We start from the raw sequence: 20,130 nt of genomic DNA, 5'->3' as shown, positions 1-20,130 counted from the left end.
AAATCGCCAAATGAAGTAAACGCTAGCATTAATAAAAAATCACCTTGAATTAACGCTCGAATTCCAGTTGCTTAAGGTTTATTCGTGTATTAGATTTCTTCGTACCGTCTGTCGCGATCCATCACCACGCAATTCAGACGCCCGCGTGACCACGCGCAAGCGAGCAGGCTTCAATTGCTGCCGCGCAATAAGAAATCAGCGAATCGTTCGCGATCCGGGGAAAAACATGCGACTTCAATTCTGGATGTGCGCCGGCATCTCCTGCTTGCTGGCGGGGTGCGCCACAAACCTGTCCAACGTCTCGGCATTCGCGAATTCCGCCTCCAACGTGGCGTCCGAGACGAATACCGTATTCTCGAACCTGCCCGACACATGCACGGATTTCGAATCGCTTTTCCGAGCGGAATACAATGTCGGCGCTTCTGCGCTGGCACATGCCAAAACCACTGGGAAGAAAATTGATCCGATGGTCGAACAGGCAGCCCGAGGCTTGGTCGACGGTCTGAAACCCGTTCGAGAGAAAGTCAAGGACAATTGCGTACGGCTTAACAAACTGACCCCCGCCCTGCAACTCCTCAACCAGGCTTTGTCGAATTATGCATCGGGCTTGAAAAGCCTTTCGCAGGATCAATTCGTCACCTACAACCCTGCCTTTGACAGCCTTCCGCAGAGTCTGGCCGGATTCAAGAACCCGGATGGATCCTCGCTGATCTCGACAAGCCAGGTGCAGGCGGTCGACAGCCTGCAAAAGCTCATCTATTCGGCAGCCATTCGGTCCTACCGTCAAAATAAGCTTGCTTCCGTGCTGAATGACGAGAGCTCGGAAAGCGTCGCCAAGGTTGTCGGCGCCCTTAAAACGCTGGCGAGCAATTACGGCACACAGCTCCAGTCCAATCAGCAGCTTGCACTCCAGGCAAAGGATCTGTTCTCGGTCCTCCAGTCAGCGGGCTACTACTTCGAGCCGGTCGCTCAGGAAAGCATCTCGACGGAGATGGCCGCGATGTCGGCAAAAAGCGAGGCTCAGCAGCACGCGCTGAATCAGTACGTCACCCTTCTGGACAAGCTCATGCCGGCATTCAAGGCCGCGCAGTCCAGCGTACAGTCGCCATCCGCGAAGGATGTGGCGGTTGAAATCAAGGATTTTTCGAAGTCCGCTTACGACACCGCGGAAGCGCTCAGGAAGGCATTCTGAAAACTGGAGTCATGTATGGCACCCGCTATCTCCGTCTCACCGACGCAAGACGAACTTCAGCAGATCAAGGACGTCGGCATCTCGTACGTGCAGGCAATCGGCACGCAGGTCCATAAATTGACGGCGGATCCCGAGCAGACTCGGGACGAGCTGGCGCTGGCACTCAACTTGATCGGGCAGTCCAACACGTTGCTTGCGGCGCTTCAGACGATCACCGTCGACAACATGACGGCCGCGCTGGCCGATTCCGGAGAGGCAGTCGACGTCATCAACCAGTGCGCACGGACGCTCGCGGATGCTATCAAGACGAGCGCGCGGATTGCGACGACCGTCGCGGCAGTCACCGCTTTTATCAATTTCGTGGCCTCACTCGCCGCAGGGCCGTCACTCTCCGTCATCTCCACCGGGAGAACATTTCTGCTAGCAGCGAAGGCGGCGGCGTAGGTCGCGGGTCTTGAGCCGGGTTACGCCAACCGAGTGAAGCATCGTCGGGCGAACCGCCCCGGTTTCGTCGGGGCGGTTGACTTGACGATGTGCATGGCGGCAGCCCGCCTCACCGCGACGCGAACGTATCGCACACGCTCAACTGCCCCGATTCGAGCCCGCGCCGCAGCCAGTACACCCGCTGTTCGCTCGTGCCGTGCGTGAAGCTCTCCGGCACCACATAGCCCTGCCCTTGCTGCTGCAGACGATCGTCGCCGATCGCCGCAGCCGTCTTCAGGCCCTGCTCGAAGTCGCCCGGCTCGATGAGCCGCTGGTTCGCGCGCTGCGCGTTGTTCGCCCACACGCCCGCGAAGCAGTCGGCCTGCAGTTCCATGCGCACCGACAACTGGTTCGCGCGCGCCTCGCTCGAACGCCGGCGCGCGGCGTCGACCTTGCCGGAAATGCCGAGCAGGTTCTGCACGTGATGGCCGACCTCATGCGCGATCACGTACGCCTGCGCGAAATCGCCACCCGCGCCGAAGCGGTTGCGCAGGTCGCTGTAGAACCCGAGATCGATATAGACCTTGCGGTCGGCCGGACAGTAGAACGGCCCCATTGCGGTCTGGCCGGTGCCGCAGGCCGTCGGCGTGGCGTTCCGGAACATCACGAGCGTCGGCGGCTGGTACTGCTCGTGCAGTTGCGCCGTGAAGATGTTCCCCCAGGTCCGCTCGATGTTGCCGAGCACCTTGCGGGTGAACACCGCGCCGGCGTCGTTCGCGGGTGCGGCGTGCTGCTGCGCGGCCGACGGCTGGGCCTGCTGCTGCCGCGCGCCCTGCAGCGCCGACGCGCCTTCGAGGACGACACGCGGGTCGATCCCGAAAAAATACGATGCGGCCAGCGCGATGACGATCGTGCCGATGCCGATCGTCGCCCGCCCGCCGCCGAAGCCGCCGCCACTGCGGCGATCCTCGACATTCTGGCTTTCTGCTTCGTCGTCCAGTCTCATGGCGGACTCTCCCTTGCTTGTCGTTGCGCCGGCCGGATCGCGCCGGCCGGATCGCGCCGGCCGCCCGCGCTATTGTGCCGAGCTTTGACGGCATATCGCAAAAATATCGAGCATAGAGCGATCGGGCGCGCGCGATCGTCAGTTTTTGCAAAATGCGGCGCGCCGCGCGAACGCGGCGTGTCTTGAATTGCACAGTGTGCCAGCCGCGCGCGGCATTTCGACAGACGATAACCGGGCGACGCGCGCCACGGCCGGGGTTCAGCCATCCGGCTGATAGCCGCGCGCCGCCACGCCGCCTACAGTGACCGGAATCGACACCTTCCGGAGAACACGATGACGCACCCGCACCCCCGCACGATCGCGATCACCGGCGCGGGCACCGGCATCGGCGCCGCGTGCGCGCGCCGCTTCGCGCGGCAGGGCGACCGCGTCGTGCTGATCGGCCGGCGCCGGGCGCCGCTCGACGCGCTGGCGGCCGAAACGGGCGGCCTCGCGCTGGCCGGCGACGCAGCCGGCGCGACCGACTGGAGCCGCTTCCTGCCGCGCATCGCCGAGCGCTTCGGCCGCATCGACGCGCTCGTCGCGTGCGCGGGCGGGCACGGCGTCGGCCGCGCGGACGAGATCGACGACGCGCATTGGCGCGACGCAATGCACGCGAACCTCGACACCGCGTTCGTGAGCGCCCGCGCCTGCCTGCCGGACCTGATCGCGCAGCGCGGCAGCATCGTGCTGGTCGCGTCGATCGCCGCGCTCGCGGCCGGCCCCGGCGTGTGCGGCTACACGGTCGGCAAGCATGCGCTGCTCGGGCTTGCGCGCTCGCTCGCACGCGATTACGGGCCGCACGGCGTGCGCGCGAACGCGGTGTGCCCCGGCTGGGTCCGCACGCCGATGGCCGATGCGGAGATGGCGCCGCTGATGGCGCGGCACGACGAATCGCTCGACGCGGCCTATGCACGCGTGAGCGCCGACGTGCCGCTGCGCCGCGCGGCCGGTCCGGACGAGATCGCGGCGGTGTGCGCGTTCCTCGCGTCGCCGGATGCGTCGTTCGTGACCGGCGCGACGCTCGTCGCCGATGGCGGCGCGATGTGCGTCGACGTGCCGACGCTGGCGCTTGCCGACCTTTAAGACGCGTGATGCACGCCGGCGCAGCTTGTCCTGCGCGCGGAATCCGTTACCATCGATCCGGCCTGCGAACCGTCCGCGCGATGCGCGCCTTTATTGTCGAGATTCGATGAACATCCGGTTTCTGGAAACCTTCGTCTGGCTCGCGAAGCTGGAAAACTTCCGGCTCACGGCCGAGAAACTCCACACGACGCAGGCCGCCGTGTCGAGCCGCATCGCATCGCTGGAGGACGCATTCGACGTCCGCCTGTTCGACCGCAACGCACGCTCGGCCACGCTGACGCCGGCGGGCCGGCGCATGCTCGCCTACGCGGAGCGGATCGTGCGGCTCGACAGCGAAATGCGCCGCGACATCGATGCGGCGAGCGATGCCGGCCTGATCCGCATCGGCGTGATCGAATCGATCGTGCACAGCTGGTTTCCTGCGCTGATGGCGCAGCTTCGCGAGCGCTATCCGCGGCTCGACGTCGAGATCACCAGCGACACCACGCGGCACCTGATGCGCCTGCTGAGCACGGACGGCGTCGACCTGATCCTCCAGACCGACTCCGTGCCGGGGCCCGACTTCACCAACCGGCCGCTCGCCGAGTTCGCGGTGCGCTGGGTCGCGAGCCCGCGGCTCGGTCTCGCCGGCGAGCGGCTCGGCGTCGCGCAACTGGCCGGCTTCCCGATCGTCAGCTTCTCGCGCCACTCGGGGCCGCACGCGACGATCGAGCGGATGTTCGCCGCCGTCGAGCGCCCGGCCAGCATCAACTGCATCACGTCGGTCGCCGCGATGATTCGCCTCGTCGCCGACGGCTTCGGCGTCGCCGCGCTGCCGCCCGCGATCATCCGGCGCGAGCTGCAGGAAGGCGCACTCGAACTGCTGGACGTCGAGCCCGACTTCCCCGCGCTGCCGCTCGTCGCGTCGTACCGGACGCAGGGCCTGCCGGTCGCGGCGCGCATCGCGGAACTCGCGAGCGAGGTCGCGCGCGCAATGCCGTCCGTGGCAACCGACGGTGCGGCCGGCACGCAAGCACACACGCAGGCCGCGCCGCTCCCGGCATCCGCCGAGCGCACGTCGAGACGCGGCGCCCGCACCGCACGCACGCCGCGCAAGTCATAAGAAAACCTGTTCACCGCGAATTTGATTTCTTGTTGGACGCGTGCGGGGCGCGTTCGGGACACTGAGGTTCCTGTCTCGCACCCTGTCACGAGGAATCTCCGCGATGAGCCGCACCTTTCTTCCGCACGGCCAGCTTTGCGTCTGGACGGACATCGACCCGCTGCACGAAGCCGATTTCAACGCGTGGTACGACCGCGAGCACATGCAGGAACGCGTCGCGATTCCCGGCTTCCGGTACGCACGGCGTTTCCGGGCAACCGATCCTGGGCCGCGCAAGTATCTGGCGCTGTACGTCACCGATACGCTCGACGTGTTCCGCAGCGACGCATACCGCCACGCGTTCACGCAGCAGACGCCGTGGTCGCTCGCGAACTTTGGCCGCATGAGCGCCACGCAGCGGCGCGTCGGAGAACTGACGATCGAGGCCGGCGACGGCGAAGGCGTGCATCTCGCGATGTTCGTGCTGCCGCCCGCGCGGCTCGACGTGCCGCTGCTGCGCGAGCGTGTCGATGCCGCCGTGCGCGAACCCGGCATCCACGCCGCGCGGCTGTTCCGTACTGAGTCCGAACTCTCCGCCCCGATCGGCGACCCCGCCGCCCGGCCGCTCGCCGACGCGCTCGTGCTGATCGAAGGCAGCGACGCCGACGCCGCGCGCCGGGTGGCGGTCGAGCTTGCCGGACACGACGACGTCCGCACCTTCGATCTGCTCTGGCGAATCGCCGCGCGCCCCGCGCCGCCGCTGGCCGCCAGGGGGGCGGCTGCAGCCGGCCGGTCCGCCGCGCCGGCGATCGGCACGTGAGCGCCCGAGCATCCTGCCGCGCGCATCGGGTTCGCCCCGCCTCTCCCGTCACCTCACAACCTGCACAGACAACCATGAACACCCTTGCCCCGCCCGCCGCCGGTGCGCCGCACCGCGTCCGCAACAGCCGTCTCGCGACCGCGAGCATGATCGGTACGTCGCTCGAGTGGTACGACTTCACGATCTACAACACGTTGGCCGCGCTCGTCTTCAACCGCCTGTTCTTCCCGTCGGTCGATCCGCTGGCCGGCACGATCCTCGCGTTCTCGACCTACGCGGTCGGCTACGTGTCGCGCCCCCTCGGCGGTTTCGTGTTCGGCAACCTCGGCGACCGCATCGGCCGCCGCGCGGTGCTGATGCTCACGCTGGTGCTGATGGGGCTGACCACCGCGCTGATGGGCGCGCTGCCGACCTATGCGAGCGCCGGCCTCCTGAGCCCGATCCTGCTGGTCGCGCTGCGCTTCGTGCAGGGCGTCGCGCTCGGCGGCGAATGGGCCGGCGCGGTGCTGCTGTCCGTCGAGCACGGCGACCAGAACCGGCGCGGCCTGTCCGCGTCGTGGACGCAGGTCGGCCCGTCGTTCGGCACGCTGCTCGGCACGGGCTGTATCGCGCTCGTGACGCTCGCCACGTCGCCGGACGGTTTTCTCGCGTGGGGCTGGCGGCTGCCGTTCGCGGCCAGCCTGCTGCTCGTGGGCTTCGGCCTGTGGCTGCGGCACGGCGTCGACGAAACGCCGCAATTCGAGCAGCTCGCCGAATCGAACGCGACGGCGGAAATCCCGGTCGCGGAAGTGCTGAAGCACTACTGGCGCCGGCTGCTGATCGCGGGCGGGGTGCGGATCGGCTCGGACGTGCTCTATGCGCTGATCGTCGTGTTCACGCTGACCTACGTGACCACCGTGCTGAACCTGTCGCGGCCCGTCGCGCTGACGGCGGTGATGGCCGGCACCGCCTGCAACGCGCTCGCGGTGCCCTTCTTCGGCGCGCTGTCCGACCGCTTCGGGCGCCGCCCCGTCTATCTGGCCGGCGCGCTCGCGGGCATCGTGTGGGCGTTCGTGTTCTTCGTGATGCTCGACACCGCGCGACCGGGCGTGATCGTCGCGGCGGCGGCGTTCGGCCTCGTGATCCACGCGGCGATGTATGGCCCGCAGGCCGCGTTCATCACCGAGCAGTTTCCGACGCGCGTGCGCTATGCCGGTTCGTCGCTCGCGTACACGCTGGCCGGCATCGTCGGCGGCGGCTTCGCGCCGCTCGTGATCACCGCGCTGTTCCGGCAGACCGGCACGACGACAGCAGTCTCGCTGTACGTAACCGCGGCGCTCGTCGTGACCGCGCTCGCGCTGCTGGCCGCTCGCGAAACCGCTCACCGGCCGCTCGCGCAATGAGCGCTGCCGCGCGCTCGCCGTTCCACTGCCCCGAACCCCAAACGGAGAAAGATCTGCATGCATCCCCTGTCGTTCAACGTCATTCCCCGCCATGGCCCGCCGGAAGTCGTCGCCGTCGCGATCGAGCGGGTCGTCATCGCCGGCTGGGCCGGCCGTGACGCCGGCGCGATCCGCGCGCACATCGACGAACTCGCCGCGCTCGGCGTCGCGCCGCCATCGGCCACGCCGTGCTTCTATCGGGTCGCGCCCGCGCTGCTCACGCAGGCGGCGTCGATCAGCGTGCTCGGCGCGCGCTCGGGCGGCGAAATCGAATGCGTGCTGCTCGACAGCCCGCTCGGCACGCTCGTGACGCTCGGCTCGGATCACACGGATCGTGAGGTCGAGGCGTACGGCGTGGCCGTGTCGAAGCAGGTGTGCGCGAAGCCGCTCGGCCGCGATGCATGGCGGCATGCCGATGTCGCGGATCACTGGGATGCGCTCGAAATGCGGTCGTGGCGAATCGCGACGAGCGGGGAGCGTGTCGCTTACCAGCATGGCGCGCTCGGCGGTCTGCTCGCGCCCGACACGCTGTGGCGCCGCTTCGACGATGCGCGCGCGATGCCGGCGCGCTGCGCGATGTATGGCGGGACGGTCGCCGTGCACGGCGCGATCGCGGCGATGGCGCACGGCGATGCGTTCGAGATGGAACTGCACGATCCGGTGCTCGGGCGCAGCCTGCGGCATCGGTATGCGGTCGAGGTGCTGCCGGTGGTCGCGTAGCGGCCGGCGGGATGCGTGCGGCTTGCGGGGTGTCGCTCATCGCACGCACCCCAACCCCGCCAGCGTCGCCTCGACCGCTGCATCGAGCGGCGTATGCGGTTCGCTGCCCAGCACCTCGCACAGCCGCGCGTTGTCCATGCGGATCGGTTCGCGCCACAGGTAACGCATCTCGAGCAGTTCGCGCAGCGTCGGCACGAACGGCGACGCCGCGCGCAGCAGCCACCACGGCAAGCGCCGCATCACGGGGCGCGCACCATGCCGCTGCGTGACGCGGCAGATCGCCTGCGCCATCTGCGTACCGTCCTCGTCCCAGTGGCCCGCGTGGTGAAAGCGCGCGAACGGCGCCAGCGTGTCGCGGCGCGCGATCAATTCCACCATCGTGCGCGCGACGTCGGGCAGATATGCCCATTGATGGCCGACGCCGCGCTGCCCCGGCAGGCTCACGGCCCGCACCGGCCGGCCCGGCTTGACCAGCGCCTGCGAGAACCAGTTGTTGCCGGCCCGCGGCCCGAAGAAATCGCCGGCGCGCACGATGATCGTCCGCACGCCCTGCGCGGCCGCCGCCTGCAGCCGGCGCTCCAGTTCGACGCGAATCGCCCCCTTGCGCGTGGACGGATGCTGCGGCGAATCCTCATGCAGCACCGGAAACGCGTCGGCGCCGTAGTTGTAGACCGTGCCCGGCAGCACGACGGTCGCGCCCGCCGACGCGGCCGCCGCGATCGTGTTGTCGATCATCGGCAGCACCAGCGTCGACCAGTTGCGATAGCCGGGCGGATTGACCGCATGCACGATCACGCTGCACCCGTGCGCGGCCCGCGTGACGGCCTCGCGGTCGAGCGCGTCGCCCTGCACCCAGGTCAGGCCATCTCTCGCCGGCTCGCTCCCCGCGCCGCCGCGTCGCAGCGCGCGCACCTGCCAGCCCGCGTCGCGCAATTGCCGCGCGACCTCGCCGCCGATGCCGCCCGTCGCGCCGAGCACCAGCGCCCACCGTTCCGCCCCGTCCACCCGTGTTGCCATTGCCGCTCTCCCAAGTCGCGTTCGTCTGCGGTGCATTCTGGGCCGCATCGGGATAGCAAGGAATTGCCTAACGTGATCGATCCGCTATACATTTTCGTATGGCCTCCGATCTCAACTGGGAACACTATCGAACCTTCCTCGCCGTGCTGGACGAGGGCTCGCTGTCGGGCGCGGCGCGCGCGCTCGGCGCCACGCAGCCGACGGTCGGCCGTCACGTCGCCGCGCTCGAAGCCGCGTTCGGCCAGGCCTTGTTCACCCGCTCGCCGTCCGGGCTGCTGCCGACCGAGGCCGCGCTGGCGTTGCGCGGCCATGCCGAGGCGCTGCGCAGCGCGGCCGCCGCATTCGAGCGCGCGGCCGCCAGCCACGGGAGCGGCGCGAGCGGCGTGGTGCGGATCTCGGCGAGCGACGTGATCGGCGTCGAAGTGCTGCCGCCGATCCTGACGCGGCTGCGGCGCGACCATCCCGAACTCGTCATCGAGCTGGTGCCCACCGATCGCATCCAGGACGTGCTGAAGCGCGAAGCGGACATCGCGGTGCGCATGGCGCCGCCCGCGCAGGATGCGCTCGTCGCGCGGCGCATCGGCAACATCGAACTTGGAATGTATGCGCGCGACGACTACATCGCCGGGCACGGCGCGCCGGCGACGCTCGCCGAGCTCGCGCGGCATGCGCTGATCGGTTTCGACGCGGTGACGCCGTTCCTGCGCGCGGCATCCCGCGCGCTGCCGGCGTGGAACCGGGACGCGTTCGCGCTGCGCACGGACAGCAACCTCGCGCAGCTCGCGATGATCCGCGCCGGCTACGGGATCGGCATCTGCCAGGCCGCGCTCGCGAAACGCGATGCGCGGCTGGTGCGCGTGCTGCCGCACGAGATCGCGCTGCCGCTGGAGACGTGGGTCGTCATGCACGAGGATCTGCGCAACAGCCCGCGCTGCCGGGCAGCGTTCGATGCGCTGGTGCGCGGGCTGAGTGCCTATGCGGAAGGAATGGAGGATTGACGGGGGCGCCGAGCTGGGGGCGCCGAGCCGGGGGCGCTGAGCCGGGAGCGCCGAGCCGGGGGCGCCGAGCTGGGAGCGCCGAGCCGGGGGCACCGAGCTGGGAGCGCCGAGCCGGGGGCGCCGAGCCGGGGGCGCCGAGCCGGGAGCGCCGAGCGGGCGCCGCGTCACACCAGCAACTGCCTCGCCAGCACCTCGCGCGCCTGCGTCACGGCTTCGCGTTCGCCGGGCAGCGGCGGCGTGAGCGAGAACACCGCGTCGGGCAGCGCCGGCAGCCGGTATTTCGCGCCGAGCCGCATGAGGCCGTCGCCGATCGCCGACGCGCACAGGCAGCCGACGCCCAGCCCCGCCGCCAGCATCGACTGCAGCCCGGCGACGCCCGACGCACTGTGCACCAGCACGAACGGCACGCGCTGCTCCTCGAGGGACCGAATCGCGACCTGATGCATCATGCAGTCGTCCGGCAGCAGCACGAGCGGCAGCGGCTCGGGCAGGTGCTCGGCCAGCGCGGGCGACGTGACCCACGACAGCGGCTCGCGCCGCAGCACCCAGCGCGTGTCGCCCGACATCGGCCTGAACGGCCCGGACGACAGGTTCATGACCACGCCGATATCGATCTGCCCCTTCGCATGCGCGTGCTCGATCTCGGCGCTCTTCATCGCGCTGACGTGCAGGCTGAGCTGCGGATAGCACTCGCGCAGCCGCGCCAGCAGGCCCGCGACCTCGTGCGTGCGGTAATAGTCGGTGATCGCGACGCGCAGTTCGCCCTTGATCGCCTGCCCGCGCAGCTCGTCGAACGCAGCCTCGTTCAGCGCAACGATGCGCCGCGCATGATGCAGCAGCCGATTGCCGGCCGGCGTGGCCTCGACGCCGCGCTTGCTGCGCACGAATAGCGGCACGCCCGCGCGCGCCTCGAGCTTGCGAACCTGCTCGCTGACCGTCGACTGCGAGAGGTGCAGCCGCGGCGCGGCCGCCGTCAGGCTGCCCGCGTCGGCCACCGCCGCAAAGGTCCGCAACTGGTCCAGGTCGAATCCGCGCATGTCCCCGCCTATCCATCGAATAACCCGATGGATGCTACCACTCTTTCCCGCTTTTCCGAATCATAGGCGCGACGCCAGAATGGCGGCTCGCCTGCCCGGGCGCGTGCGGACCCGTTGTCCGGCGCGGCCGCAACGGCATGCCTCGATCGGACACACGCTCATGACGAACCCCATGCTCACCTCACCCGCCACGGCGGCGGACGCGACCGACGCCACCGCGCGCAGCCATCACGGCTGGGCGCTCGTGGTCCTGCTGATCGGCGCGATCCTGCCGCCGCTCGACTATTTCATCGTGAACCTCGCGCTGCCGGCGATCCGCGACGGCATCGGCGCGCATCCCACCGAGCTCCAGCTCGTGATCTCGGCGTATGCGTGCGCGAGCGCCGTGACCCAGATCACCGGCGGGCGCCTCGGCGACCTGTACGGCCGCAAGCGCATCTTCATGATCGGGATGGCGGGCTTCGTGGCCGCATCGACGCTGTGCGGCCTCGCCGGCAGCGGCTCGGTGCTCGTCGGCGGGCGCGTGCTGCAGGGCCTGTTCGCCGCGACCCTCGCGCCGCAGGTGCTCGCCACGATCCGCAGCGTGTTCACGCCGCACGAGCAAGTGCGGGTGATGGGGCTCTACGGTTTCGTGTTCGGCCTCGCGGCCGTGATCGGCCAGCTCGGCGGCGGTGCGCTGATCAGCCTGCATCCGTTCGGGCTCGGCTGGCGCGCGATCTTCCTCGTCAACCTGCCGATCGGCGTGCTGGCGCTGCTCGGCAGCTGGCGCTTCATCCCGGAAAGCCGGCCGCCGCGCGGCCAGCGCATCGACCTGCCCGGCACGATCCTGCTGTCGCTGTTCCTGCTGATGCTGGTCTATCCGCTCACGCGCGGGCACGAGGAAGGCTGGCCGCTGTGGATGACGGCCTGCCTGATCGGCGCGCTGCCGATGCTCGGCGTGCTGCTGACGGTCGAGGGCCGCCGGCTCGCCGCCGGGCACGATCCGCTGCTGGACGTGCGCCTGTTCCGCAATCCGGTCGTCGCGCTCGGGCTCGCGCTGGCGTTCCTGTTCTACATGCTGAGCGCGTTCTTCCTGAGCTACGGGATCTATCTGCAAGGCTGCCTGCAATGGTCGCCGCTCGCGTGCGGGCTCGCGATCCTGCCGTTCGGACTCGGCTTCCTGTCAAGCCCGCTGCTGATGCCGCGCCTCGTCGGCCAGCTCGGCGGCTATCGCGTGCTGACGCTCGGCTTCGCGCTGCTGACTACCGGCCTCGCCGCCGCGGTCGCGCTCGCCGGCACCCGCGCGCCCGGGCCCGGGTTCTATCTCGGCCTCGCGGCGATGGGCGTGGGACAGGGGCTCGTGCTGCCGTCCATCGTGCGGATCGTGCTTGCCGAAGTGGCGCCGGAGCGCGCCGGCGTCGCGTCCGGCATGGTCACCGCGACGCTGCAGATCGGCGCCGCGGTGGGTGCGGCGACGCTCGGCGGCGTGTTCTTCGCGCGGCTCGGCGCGCATCCCGGCGCGCTCGACTACGTGCACGCGTTCCGCGCGTCGATGTTCGCGATGGTGGCGATACTGGCGATGTGCGTGCTGCTGTCGATGGCGCTCGGGCCGCTGCACCGGCGCCTGCATCCGGGGGCGTGACGCGCGCGCCGTCGTTCAGTGGCGCGCAGTGCGTTTCGCGGGTTCCATGCGTTCCGCCTGACGCGCTTCCCATGCGACGAGCGCTTCGCGATAGCGGGCCAGCGCCTCGTCGTACAGGTCGAACACACAAGGCGAGCATCCGCTGTTGCAGCAATCCTCGAGTTCCGGTTTCTGCGGCGGGGTCGGACGGGGATCGTCGGGCGTCGGATCGGAAGCGGGCTTGCGGGACACGGCGGGATTCGGTCTGGGTGAAACGCCCAGTATAGGCCGATCCCGCCTGCCGCCGCGTTACACCGGGGTCACCTCGAGCGTCTTCGGGGCGATAACGCGCACGCGCAAGCTCACGACGCCGGGGCATCCGGCTTCGCGCCGTCGGCGGCGGGCTTGTCGAGCAGCGGCTGCCACGCCGCGCCCACCGAATACCAGTCGACGTGCCGGGTCAGCAGCATGATGGTGGCGAGTATCGCGAACAGCAGCAGCGAGCCGAGCATCAGCGCGTTGTCCTCGGACAGCAGCAGGCCGTAGAGCGCCGCGTACAGCATCGCCAGCAGGCCCGCGAAGGTCGCCCCGCGCCGCGCGCTGTGCAGCACGAACGACACGTAGAAGCCGAGCAGCCCGATGCACGCGCCGCTGGCCGCGAGATACGCATACCCGAACGCGATGTGCTCGGACAGGCTCAGCAGCAGCAGGAAGAACAGTGCGAGCGACAGCCCCACCAGCAGGTACTGGATCGGGTGGATGCGCAGCCGCTTCACGAGCTCGAACATGAAGAAGCTCGCGAAGGTCAACATCACGAACAGCGCGCCGTATTTCGTCGCGCGCTCGGCTTCGAGATAGACGTTGACCGGCTCGATCAGCGACACCGACGCCGATTCGAACGCGTCGTCGCCGCTGCCCGACGCGATCTGCTCGCGCACCTTGGTGTTGAACGACGTCAGGCTCCACGCGCTGGCGAAGCCGCCGGCGTCGACCGTGCGGGTGCGCGGCAGGAACGCGCCGTCGAAACTCGGGTGCGGCCACGCCGATTTCAGCGAGAAATCGTTCTGGTCGGCCACCGGCGCGAACGCGACCGACTGCGCGCCCAGCAGCGGCAGGTCGATGCTGAACGGCACCGGGTTGCCGCCGGCGGCGGCCGCGAACGCGGCAAGATCGACGTCGGCGTGCACGCCCTGGCGCAGGCTCGGCAGCCGCGCGCCCTGCTCGACCGCCAGCCGCTTGCCGCCGAACGCCAGCACCGGCTGCGTCATCAGCCCGCGCACGTCGCTGATGCCGAACGCGACATACGCCGTGCCGATCGCGAAGCTCACGTGCCCGGCCGATTGCGGCAGCTGCTTCAGGTCCGGCAGCGCGAGCGTGCCTTCCCAGCGACTTTGCAGGTCGTACACGAGCGCCTTGTGGATGCCGCGATAGCGGACGTCGGTCGCGAGGCTGCCCTTCACGCCCAGCGTCTTCGGAAACACGAGCAGGCGTTTCGCTTCGCTCTGGAGGCGGGTTTTCTCGGGCTGGCCCGCTGCGGTGTCTTCGCGCACGCGGGTGACTTCCGTGTACGGCACGACGAGGATCGGCCCCGTCACGGTCTGCGGCCCCGCGTAGCTGGACCAGATGCTTTTCAATGCGTCATCGCGATACAGCGCGCGTTCCCGCACGATGCTCTCGACCAGGTGCAGCGGGATCAGGATCAGCAGCACGAGGGCCGCAGTGATCAGGGACTTGAACATCAGGATGCGATTCATGCGATCGGAGACCGGAGTGGAGGAATCCGGTCAGCATGAGCCCGCCGCGTGAAGCGCCGCGGAAGCGGACGTGAAGCGAATGTGTGGCGAACGTGAAGCGCCCGCTCAGCCCGCCGAAGGCAGCGTCAGCGTCGCGCAGGCGCCGCCTTCGGGGCGATTGTCCAGCGCGATGCTGCCGTGGTGCAGCATCGCGACTTCGCGGACGAAGCACAGGCCGAGGCCCGTGCTGCGATCCTGGCCGTCGGGCCGCGGCAGCGAATAGAAGCGATCGAACACGCGCGCCATGGCGTAGCCGGGGATTCCGGGCCCGTCGTCGGTGACGCGGATGACCGCGACGGGCGCCCTGCCCGCCGCCTGCCGCTGCGCGGCGACCGTGACCGCGCTGCCGGGCGGCGCGAAATCCAGTGCGTTGTCCAGCAGGTTGCCGAGCGCCTGGCGCAGCAGGAACGGATCGCCTTCCACGTGGCCGGCTTGCGCATCGGCCGGCGTGTCCAGCCGCAGCGTCACGCCGCGCTTGCGCGCACGCGGCTCCGCATCGTCGAGCAGTTGTGCGAGCAAGGGCCCCAGCGCGACCGGTTCGCGCACCGACAGGCGCTGCTTCTGCTCCACCTCCGCGAGCGCCAGCAGCTTGCGGATCATCTGCTCGAGGCGGCCCGCCTGGCGGCGGATGTTGTCCGCGAAGCGCCGGCGGTTCGCCACCGGCATCTCCTCCTGCAACAGCTCGGCCGCGCCGCTGATCGCCGCGAGCGGGCTCTTCATCTCGTGGGTGAGCGTGTGGATGTAGTTCTCGACGTACTGCCTGTCCTCGAGGCGCTGGTGCATGGTTTCCACCGCGCGGCCCAGCTCCGCGAGCTCGTTGGCGCCCTGCAGCGGCATCACCGCGCGTTCGCCCGCCGCGATCGTGCGCGCATAGCGCTGCAGCCGGCGCAGGCCGACCACCAGCCAGCCCGTGCACGCGACGCCGATCAGGATCGCGCCGCCCATCAGCAGCGCGCCGTACAGCAGGATCTTGCGCTGGCTGCGCGCGATGAACGGCGCGACGGCCTGGTTCGGCTTCGCGATGGTCAGCACGCCGATGATCTCGCCGCCCTTGCGGATCGGCGCGGCGACATGCATCACCGTGCTGCTGTCGTCGTCCGGGTCGGAGCGGGTGCTGCGCGCGCCGTACTGGCCGCGCAGCGTGCGGTACACGTCGTTCCAGCGCGAATAGTCCTGGCCGACCGCGCCGCCGGCGGAGTCGTAGCGCACGATCCCGCGTGCATCGGTGACGTAGATGCGGTAGCTGATCGTGTCCTTGCGCATGCCCCACACTTCCGCGCCCACCGGGCTCGCGTGCAGCTTTTCGAGCTGCCGGGCGAACGCGCCGTCGCCGATGTGTCCGCTGGCCATGTCGTCGGCGGCGAGCGCGGCGAGCACCTGCGCGGTGTCGACCAGCGTGTCCTCCATCGCTTCGCGCACGCCGGGTTTGACTTCCTGCACGAACACCCGCAGCGTGATCAGCGCCGCGAGGCCGACGATCAGGAAAAAGCCGAAGAAGATGCGCAGTCCGATATGCATGAGGAACAGGCCGTCGTCACGGTTGCAGCGAATAACCCATCCCGCGATGGGTGCGGATCGGGTCGCGCGCGGGGTCGATCGCGCGCAGCTTCGCGCGCAGCGTCTTGATGTGGGTGTCGACCGTGCGGTCGGTCGTGTCGATCGCGTCGCGCCAGACGAGATCCATCAGCTGCTCGCGCGAGTAGATCCGCCCCGGATGCTGCACGAGCAGCGCCAGCAGGCCGAATTCGTAGCGCGTCAGGTTCAGCGCGTGGCCGAGCCATGCAACGCGCGCGCCGGCGGTGTCCAGTTCGAAGCCCGCTGCGATGTTCGACGGTGCGCCTGCCGGTTCGCGCGGAGCAAGCGCCGGCCGGTTCAGCCGGCGCAGGATCACCCGCACCCGCGCGGCCAGCTCGCGCGGCGAAAACGGCTTGATCACGTAGTCGTCCGCGCCGATTTCCAGCCCGACGATCCGGTCGATCTCGTCGTGCCGTGCGGTGAGGAAGATCACCGGCACCTCCGTGAACGTGCGCAGCGTCCGGCACACCTCGAAGCCGTTGATGTCGGGCAGGCCGACGTCGAGCACGACGAGATCGAAGCGCCCTTCGCGCAGTTGCTCGAGCGCGGCCTGCCCGAGCGTGCAGTGCACGGTCTGCATGCCGTCCGTGCCCAGCGCGTAGACGATCGTGTCGGCGATCGCCAGTTCGTCTTCGACCACCAGGATATTCGGCTGATTCATTGTGTCAGGGGTTGCTCGCGCAATGCGGTCCGGTATTTTACGCGCGGGCGGCGCGTCGACGGGCCCGCCCCCCGCCTACGCGACCCGCCCGCTCACCGGAATCGTCGCGCCGCGGATCGCCTGCGCATCCGTCGACAGCAGGAACCCGATCGTCGCCGCGATCTCGCGCGGCTGAACCCAGCGCGAAAAATCCACATCGGGCATGTCCGCGCGGCTCTGCGGCGTATCGATGATGCTCGGCGCGATCGCGTTGACCGTCACTGGCGTATCCAGCAATTCCGCCGCCAGCGCCTCGGTGAGCCGCGCTTGCCAAGCATACAGGTCCAAACCGCACCAACATTTCAGCTGCTCCTAGACACGGCTATCGGAAATAGTCATGCGGGACTCGCTTGCCAGCCGATGAATCTGATCAGTCAGTGCAGGCACCGGCATGAAGACGTTACGTATAGTAAACCCTGAAATGCGCGACGCTTGCCTTTTCAGAACTACGACCTAAATTACTTAATCGTTAGCAAAATAAAGTAATGAATTTCGCTGCATGCCCGTGCATGAAACAGATCAAATAACAACCATTCCCTTTATCAAAAGGTTATCCATCTAAAATTGGCGGCAGTCGTTTAATTTCAATTGTATTCAGTTGTTACATAATGCAGCCCGATGAGTTGTTGTATACGCTCGTCAAATCGATGCGAGCTGGAAATACAGTGAATTGCCAATTTTTTATCGAATCAATATGGCTACCCTGGATCCTAAACTGCTGACGCAAGGATGGCTCCATGCGCACGAAGAAGACGCCGGTGGCTTCTGCGTTTTTCGTCCAAGCGGAACGCCGCTCGCGCCATCACGCGGACGATCGGGCTTCAAGTTTTACGCGGATGGCCGAGTGGACGTCACCGGGCCCGGCGCCGACGACCGCAGAATCACCACTCAGGGAACATACACGCTCAGCCCGGACGGCAAGCTGACGGTGAAATTACCAGGCAAGGCAGAAGAGGTCATGCAGGTGCATTCGCTCGATCCGGATCGTCTCGTCGTAAAGCGCTGAACGTTTCCTTTCACCACGCGGGGAGATTGAAATCATGGCCACCCGTCCGCCACCATCGAACAGCAATCAACAGCCGCCGGCGCAACGGACCTGCGGCACGATGCAGGTTCACGAACGCCTGCTGCGAACCGATCCCAATTACGTGCGAAACCGCATTGCCAGCGAGAACTATCATCACATGTCGATGCGTGGTCTCGCGGTGGCGAGCCGCACTGGGGTGACGCAAATTCCCGTCGTGGTCCATGTCGTCTACAACACTAATGTCCAGAACATCTCAGATGCGCAGGTACAGAGCCAGATCGATGTTCTGAATCGTGACTATCGCAAGAAGAATGCGGATATCGGCTCGGTGCCGGCCGCGTTCCTGCCGCTGGCGGCAGACTGCCGGATCCAGTTTGTGCTGGCGAGTACCGATCCCAGCGGCGGCGCCACCAATGGCATCACGCGAACCCAAACCAACGTCACCGGCTTTACTGATGACGACAAGGTCAAGGCGGCGTCGACCGGCGGCGCAGATGCATGGCCAGCCACCCAGTATCTGAACTTGTGGGTTTGTCAGCTCGACGGTGGCCTCTTGGGCTACGCGCAATTCCCCGGTGGTGCAGCGACCACCGACGGCGTGGTGATATTGCACTCTGCGTTTGGCACGGTCGGCACGGCCGCGGCGCCGTTCAATCTGGGACGCACGGCCTCGCATGAAATCGGGCATTGGCTGAACCTTCGCCACATCTGGGGCGACGATGGCAATGGTTGCAACGGCAGTGACTTCGTCAACGACACGCCGAACCAAGCCGGCCCGAACTACGGTACACCCGCGTTCCCTCACGTGACCTGCAGCAACGGCCCCAATGGCGACATGTTCATGAATTACATGGATTACGTCGACGACGCGGCTATGTTCATGTTCACCGCCGGCCAGGTGCAGCGCATGCAAGCTTGCCTCGACGGAGATCGCAGCAGCATCGGCACGACGGTATCGACGTCGCCTCTCCAGGACATCCACGCGACGTTGGCAAGCACGGATGTACATCCGACGATACCGACGGTTGACCTTCATGTCACCATCGCGACGGCAGACCAGCCCACGATCGCCTGGACTGACGTTCATCCGACGCTGGCGACTGCCGATCATATTCCTACGCTTTCGACTCTCGACGGCGGTCCCACGCTGAAGTTCATCGACGAGCCCAAGCAACCGGTGTTCGACAAGCCGCCGGTGGCAGACCTGCAAAAAGGTCCGGCCTCCGACAGCACGGTCCAGCCGCCACATCCCGTCGATCCGGGCGTTGCCCTCTCTCACGGCGGTGGTATCCAGGGCGGCGGCGCGCGCATGGTAGCGCCTTTCGTCCTCTCTACCCCCCATCATTCGATGGCCTGGACGCAAAGCCATCAGGATGTCGCCCAAGCCACCGTGAACGGGCTGGAGCAGCGCCTGATACAGGCTCAGCAGTGGCTCAACCAATATGCTCAGCTCGAGGCGGTAGGACATGCCACTGCCGCGGATCAGCAACTCGCGCAGCAGGTATGGTGGGAATATCAGGCCCTGCTGCGCGAATATCAGCAGTACTCGGGCACAGAAACTGGCCGCGGCGGCAACAGATGATCCTGATCCTATCCACGCCGCGCGATGAACATGCGCAGGTCGTCCTGGCAGAACTGCTCAAGCTCGGCGCTCGCGCGACCATGATCGACTTGTCCGATTATCCGCAGCGCCTGACTCTTTCGATGCGATATGAGCCGGGCAAGCGCACGTTGAATTTTGGCTGCAGTGAAGGTGGACTGGATCTCGATGATTGTGGTGCCGTCTGGTGGCGTCGCCCACAATGGCCCGAGGTCAGTCACGAAATCGTTCGCGAGACGCACCGCAGGTTCGCCCTCAACGAATGCACAGAAGCCTTACATGGTCTGTGGCAATCGTTGGATGCGCAATGGATGAACGAGCCAGCGCGGGATCTCGTCGCCCAGCGAAAGCCATACCAGCTCAAAGTCGCACAAGACGTAGGGCTCGAGATTCCCGATACACTCATCACCAACTGTCCGAGCGCAGTGCGTGAATTTACATGTCGTCACGGCGCAAGCAACGTCATCTTCAAGTCGTTCTCGGCAACTGACAACGAATGGCGCGAGACGCGCATCTTGCGCGACGAAGAGCTCGAACTCGTCGACAATGTGCGCTACACACCAGTAATTTTTCAGCGCTACATCGAAGCCGATGTCGATTTGCGCATCACCGTCATCGGCAACCAGATCTTCACGGCCGCAATTCACTCGCAGCAGACAAGCTACAAGTTCGACTTCCGCATGGACATCGCTCACGCTCGCATCGAGCCTGTGGCCCTGCCGAAAAACATAGAGGATCGCGTGCTCGAGCTGATGAGGCGCCTAGGGTTGGTCTACGGTGCGATCGATATGCGCCGCACACCCGACGGCCGGTATGTGTTTCTTGAGGTGAACCCCGCCGGGCAATGGCTCTTTACCGAATTGCCGACTGGATTGCTGATCTCACAGGCAATCGCCCGGACGTTATGTGCATTCGACGCCTAACTGGACTGCGTGTTTTTGATGACAGAGCGCTCAAGCCGATGGCACGAGCGCCCCGTGAGGGACAATATTTAT

19 protein-coding genes and 1 pseudogene are annotated in these 20,130 nt (G+C 67.3%); 12 read left to right on the top strand and 8 right to left on the bottom strand.

Going from position 1 to position 20,130, the window contains the following annotated elements:
- Positions 1–226: 226 nt before the first annotated feature.
- Both ABFO07_RS19805 and ABFO07_RS19800 read left to right on the top strand, forming a co-directional pair.
- The gene (locus ABFO07_RS19805) at positions 227–1,192 is read left to right on the top strand and encodes a hypothetical protein (protein WP_124481046.1); all 966 of its coding nucleotides are present in this window, start codon (positions 227–229) and stop codon (positions 1,190–1,192) included.
- A gap of 15 nt (positions 1,193–1,207) precedes the next feature.
- Positions 1,208–1,636: a hypothetical protein gene (locus ABFO07_RS19800; RefSeq protein WP_059804642.1), complete on the top strand. Its 429-nt coding sequence runs from the start codon at positions 1,208–1,210 to the stop codon at positions 1,634–1,636.
- A gap of 109 nt (positions 1,637–1,745) precedes the next feature.
- Here ABFO07_RS19800 and ypfJ read toward each other — a convergent pair whose 3' ends face one another.
- On the bottom strand, positions 1,746–2,621 hold the full coding sequence (gene ypfJ / locus ABFO07_RS19795; protein ID WP_059804639.1) for a KPN_02809 family neutral zinc metallopeptidase: 876 nt from the start codon (positions 2,619–2,621) through the stop codon (positions 1,746–1,748).
- Between the two features lie 333 nt (positions 2,622–2,954).
- Between ypfJ and ABFO07_RS19790 the strand changes: the two genes are divergently transcribed.
- The 5 genes from ABFO07_RS19790 to ABFO07_RS19770 all read left to right on the top strand — a co-directional run bounded on the left by ABFO07_RS19790 (position 2,955) and on the right by ABFO07_RS19770 (position 7,788).
- The gene (locus ABFO07_RS19790; RefSeq protein WP_322237472.1) at positions 2,955–3,746 is read left to right on the top strand and encodes an SDR family NAD(P)-dependent oxidoreductase; all 792 of its coding nucleotides are present in this window, start codon (positions 2,955–2,957) and stop codon (positions 3,744–3,746) included.
- Between the two features lie 106 nt (positions 3,747–3,852).
- The gene (locus tag ABFO07_RS19785) at positions 3,853–4,848 is read left to right on the top strand and encodes a LysR family transcriptional regulator (protein WP_347469445.1); all 996 of its coding nucleotides are present in this window, start codon (positions 3,853–3,855) and stop codon (positions 4,846–4,848) included.
- Positions 4,849–4,951: 103 nt separating this feature from the next.
- Positions 4,952–5,647, top strand: coding sequence for a hypothetical protein (locus ABFO07_RS19780; RefSeq protein ID WP_347469444.1), 696 nt, complete (start codon positions 4,952–4,954; stop codon positions 5,645–5,647).
- A gap of 74 nt (positions 5,648–5,721) precedes the next feature.
- On the top strand, positions 5,722–7,029 hold the full coding sequence (locus tag ABFO07_RS19775; RefSeq protein WP_060015586.1) for an MFS transporter: 1,308 nt from the start codon (positions 5,722–5,724) through the stop codon (positions 7,027–7,029).
- A gap of 57 nt (positions 7,030–7,086) precedes the next feature.
- Complete coding sequence (locus tag ABFO07_RS19770) at positions 7,087–7,788, top strand: DUF2848 domain-containing protein (protein ID WP_322237479.1); 702 nt, start codon at positions 7,087–7,089, stop codon at positions 7,786–7,788.
- A gap of 36 nt (positions 7,789–7,824) precedes the next feature.
- On the opposite strand, the gene ABFO07_RS19765 is transcribed toward ABFO07_RS19770, so the two are convergent.
- A complete protein-coding gene (locus ABFO07_RS19765; protein WP_059906030.1) occupies positions 7,825–8,805 on the bottom strand; it encodes an NAD-dependent epimerase/dehydratase family protein in 981 nt (326 codons plus the stop codon).
- A gap of 98 nt (positions 8,806–8,903) precedes the next feature.
- Between ABFO07_RS19765 and ABFO07_RS19760 the strand changes: the two genes are divergently transcribed.
- Positions 8,904–9,803, top strand: coding sequence for a LysR family transcriptional regulator (locus ABFO07_RS19760; RefSeq protein ID WP_124492083.1), 900 nt, complete (start codon positions 8,904–8,906; stop codon positions 9,801–9,803).
- Between the two features lie 164 nt (positions 9,804–9,967).
- Here the strand turns inward: ABFO07_RS19760 and ABFO07_RS19755 are convergent, their stop codons facing one another.
- Positions 9,968–10,840 carry a LysR family transcriptional regulator gene (locus tag ABFO07_RS19755; RefSeq protein WP_059563001.1) on the bottom strand — a complete coding sequence of 291 codons (873 nt, stop codon included), beginning with the start codon at positions 10,838–10,840 and terminating at the stop codon, positions 9,968–9,970.
- 160 nt (positions 10,841–11,000) lie between these two features.
- Between ABFO07_RS19755 and ABFO07_RS19750 the strand changes: the two genes are divergently transcribed.
- On the top strand, positions 11,001–12,461 hold the full coding sequence (locus ABFO07_RS19750) for an MFS transporter (protein ID WP_347469443.1): 1,461 nt from the start codon (positions 11,001–11,003) through the stop codon (positions 12,459–12,461).
- A 15-nt stretch (positions 12,462–12,476) separates the two neighbouring features.
- Here the strand turns inward: ABFO07_RS19750 and ABFO07_RS19745 are convergent, their stop codons facing one another.
- From ABFO07_RS19745 to ABFO07_RS19725, 5 genes and pseudogenes are all read right to left on the bottom strand, one after another.
- Positions 12,477–12,692 carry an oxidoreductase-like domain-containing protein gene (locus ABFO07_RS19745; RefSeq protein WP_060148414.1) on the bottom strand — a complete coding sequence of 72 codons (216 nt, stop codon included), beginning with the start codon at positions 12,690–12,692 and terminating at the stop codon, positions 12,477–12,479.
- 110 nt (positions 12,693–12,802) lie between these two features.
- Positions 12,803–14,194: a cell envelope integrity protein CreD gene (gene creD, locus ABFO07_RS19740; protein ID WP_059993010.1), complete on the bottom strand. Its 1,392-nt coding sequence runs from the start codon at positions 14,192–14,194 to the stop codon at positions 12,803–12,805.
- Between the two features lie 105 nt (positions 14,195–14,299).
- A complete protein-coding gene (gene creC, locus ABFO07_RS19735) occupies positions 14,300–15,751 on the bottom strand; it encodes a two-component system sensor histidine kinase CreC (protein WP_059804603.1) in 1,452 nt (483 codons plus the stop codon).
- A 16-nt stretch (positions 15,752–15,767) separates the two neighbouring features.
- On the bottom strand, positions 15,768–16,469 hold the full coding sequence (gene creB / locus ABFO07_RS19730) for a two-component system response regulator CreB (protein ID WP_059906036.1): 702 nt from the start codon (positions 16,467–16,469) through the stop codon (positions 15,768–15,770).
- A gap of 75 nt (positions 16,470–16,544) precedes the next feature.
- A pseudogene (locus tag ABFO07_RS19725) lies at positions 16,545–16,784 on the bottom strand (SDR family oxidoreductase); the annotation flags it as partial.
- 418 nt (positions 16,785–17,202) lie between these two features.
- On the opposite strand from ABFO07_RS19725, the gene ABFO07_RS19720 reads away from it, so the two are divergent.
- From ABFO07_RS19720 to ABFO07_RS19710, 3 genes are read left to right on the top strand one after another with little or no spacing between them, the layout of a single operon-like run.
- Complete coding sequence (locus ABFO07_RS19720; protein WP_124491163.1) at positions 17,203–17,514, top strand: hypothetical protein; 312 nt, start codon at positions 17,203–17,205, stop codon at positions 17,512–17,514.
- 34 nt (positions 17,515–17,548) lie between these two features.
- A complete protein-coding gene (locus tag ABFO07_RS19715; protein WP_347469442.1) occupies positions 17,549–19,117 on the top strand; it encodes a zinc metalloprotease in 1,569 nt (522 codons plus the stop codon).
- A complete protein-coding gene (locus tag ABFO07_RS19710; protein ID WP_124491162.1) occupies positions 19,114–20,058 on the top strand; it encodes an MvdC/MvdD family ATP grasp protein in 945 nt (314 codons plus the stop codon). Before ABFO07_RS19715 ends, ABFO07_RS19710 begins: the two co-directional genes overlap by 4 nt.
- Positions 20,059–20,130: the final 72 nt, after the last annotated feature.

The organism is Burkholderia stagnalis, assembly GCF_039848545.1.
In the GTDB taxonomy this organism is placed as follows: Bacteria; Pseudomonadota; Gammaproteobacteria; order Burkholderiales; family Burkholderiaceae; genus Burkholderia; species Burkholderia stagnalis.
The sequence above is the reverse complement of the archived record's forward strand: the minus strand, read 5'-3'. Positions and strand labels throughout refer to the sequence as shown.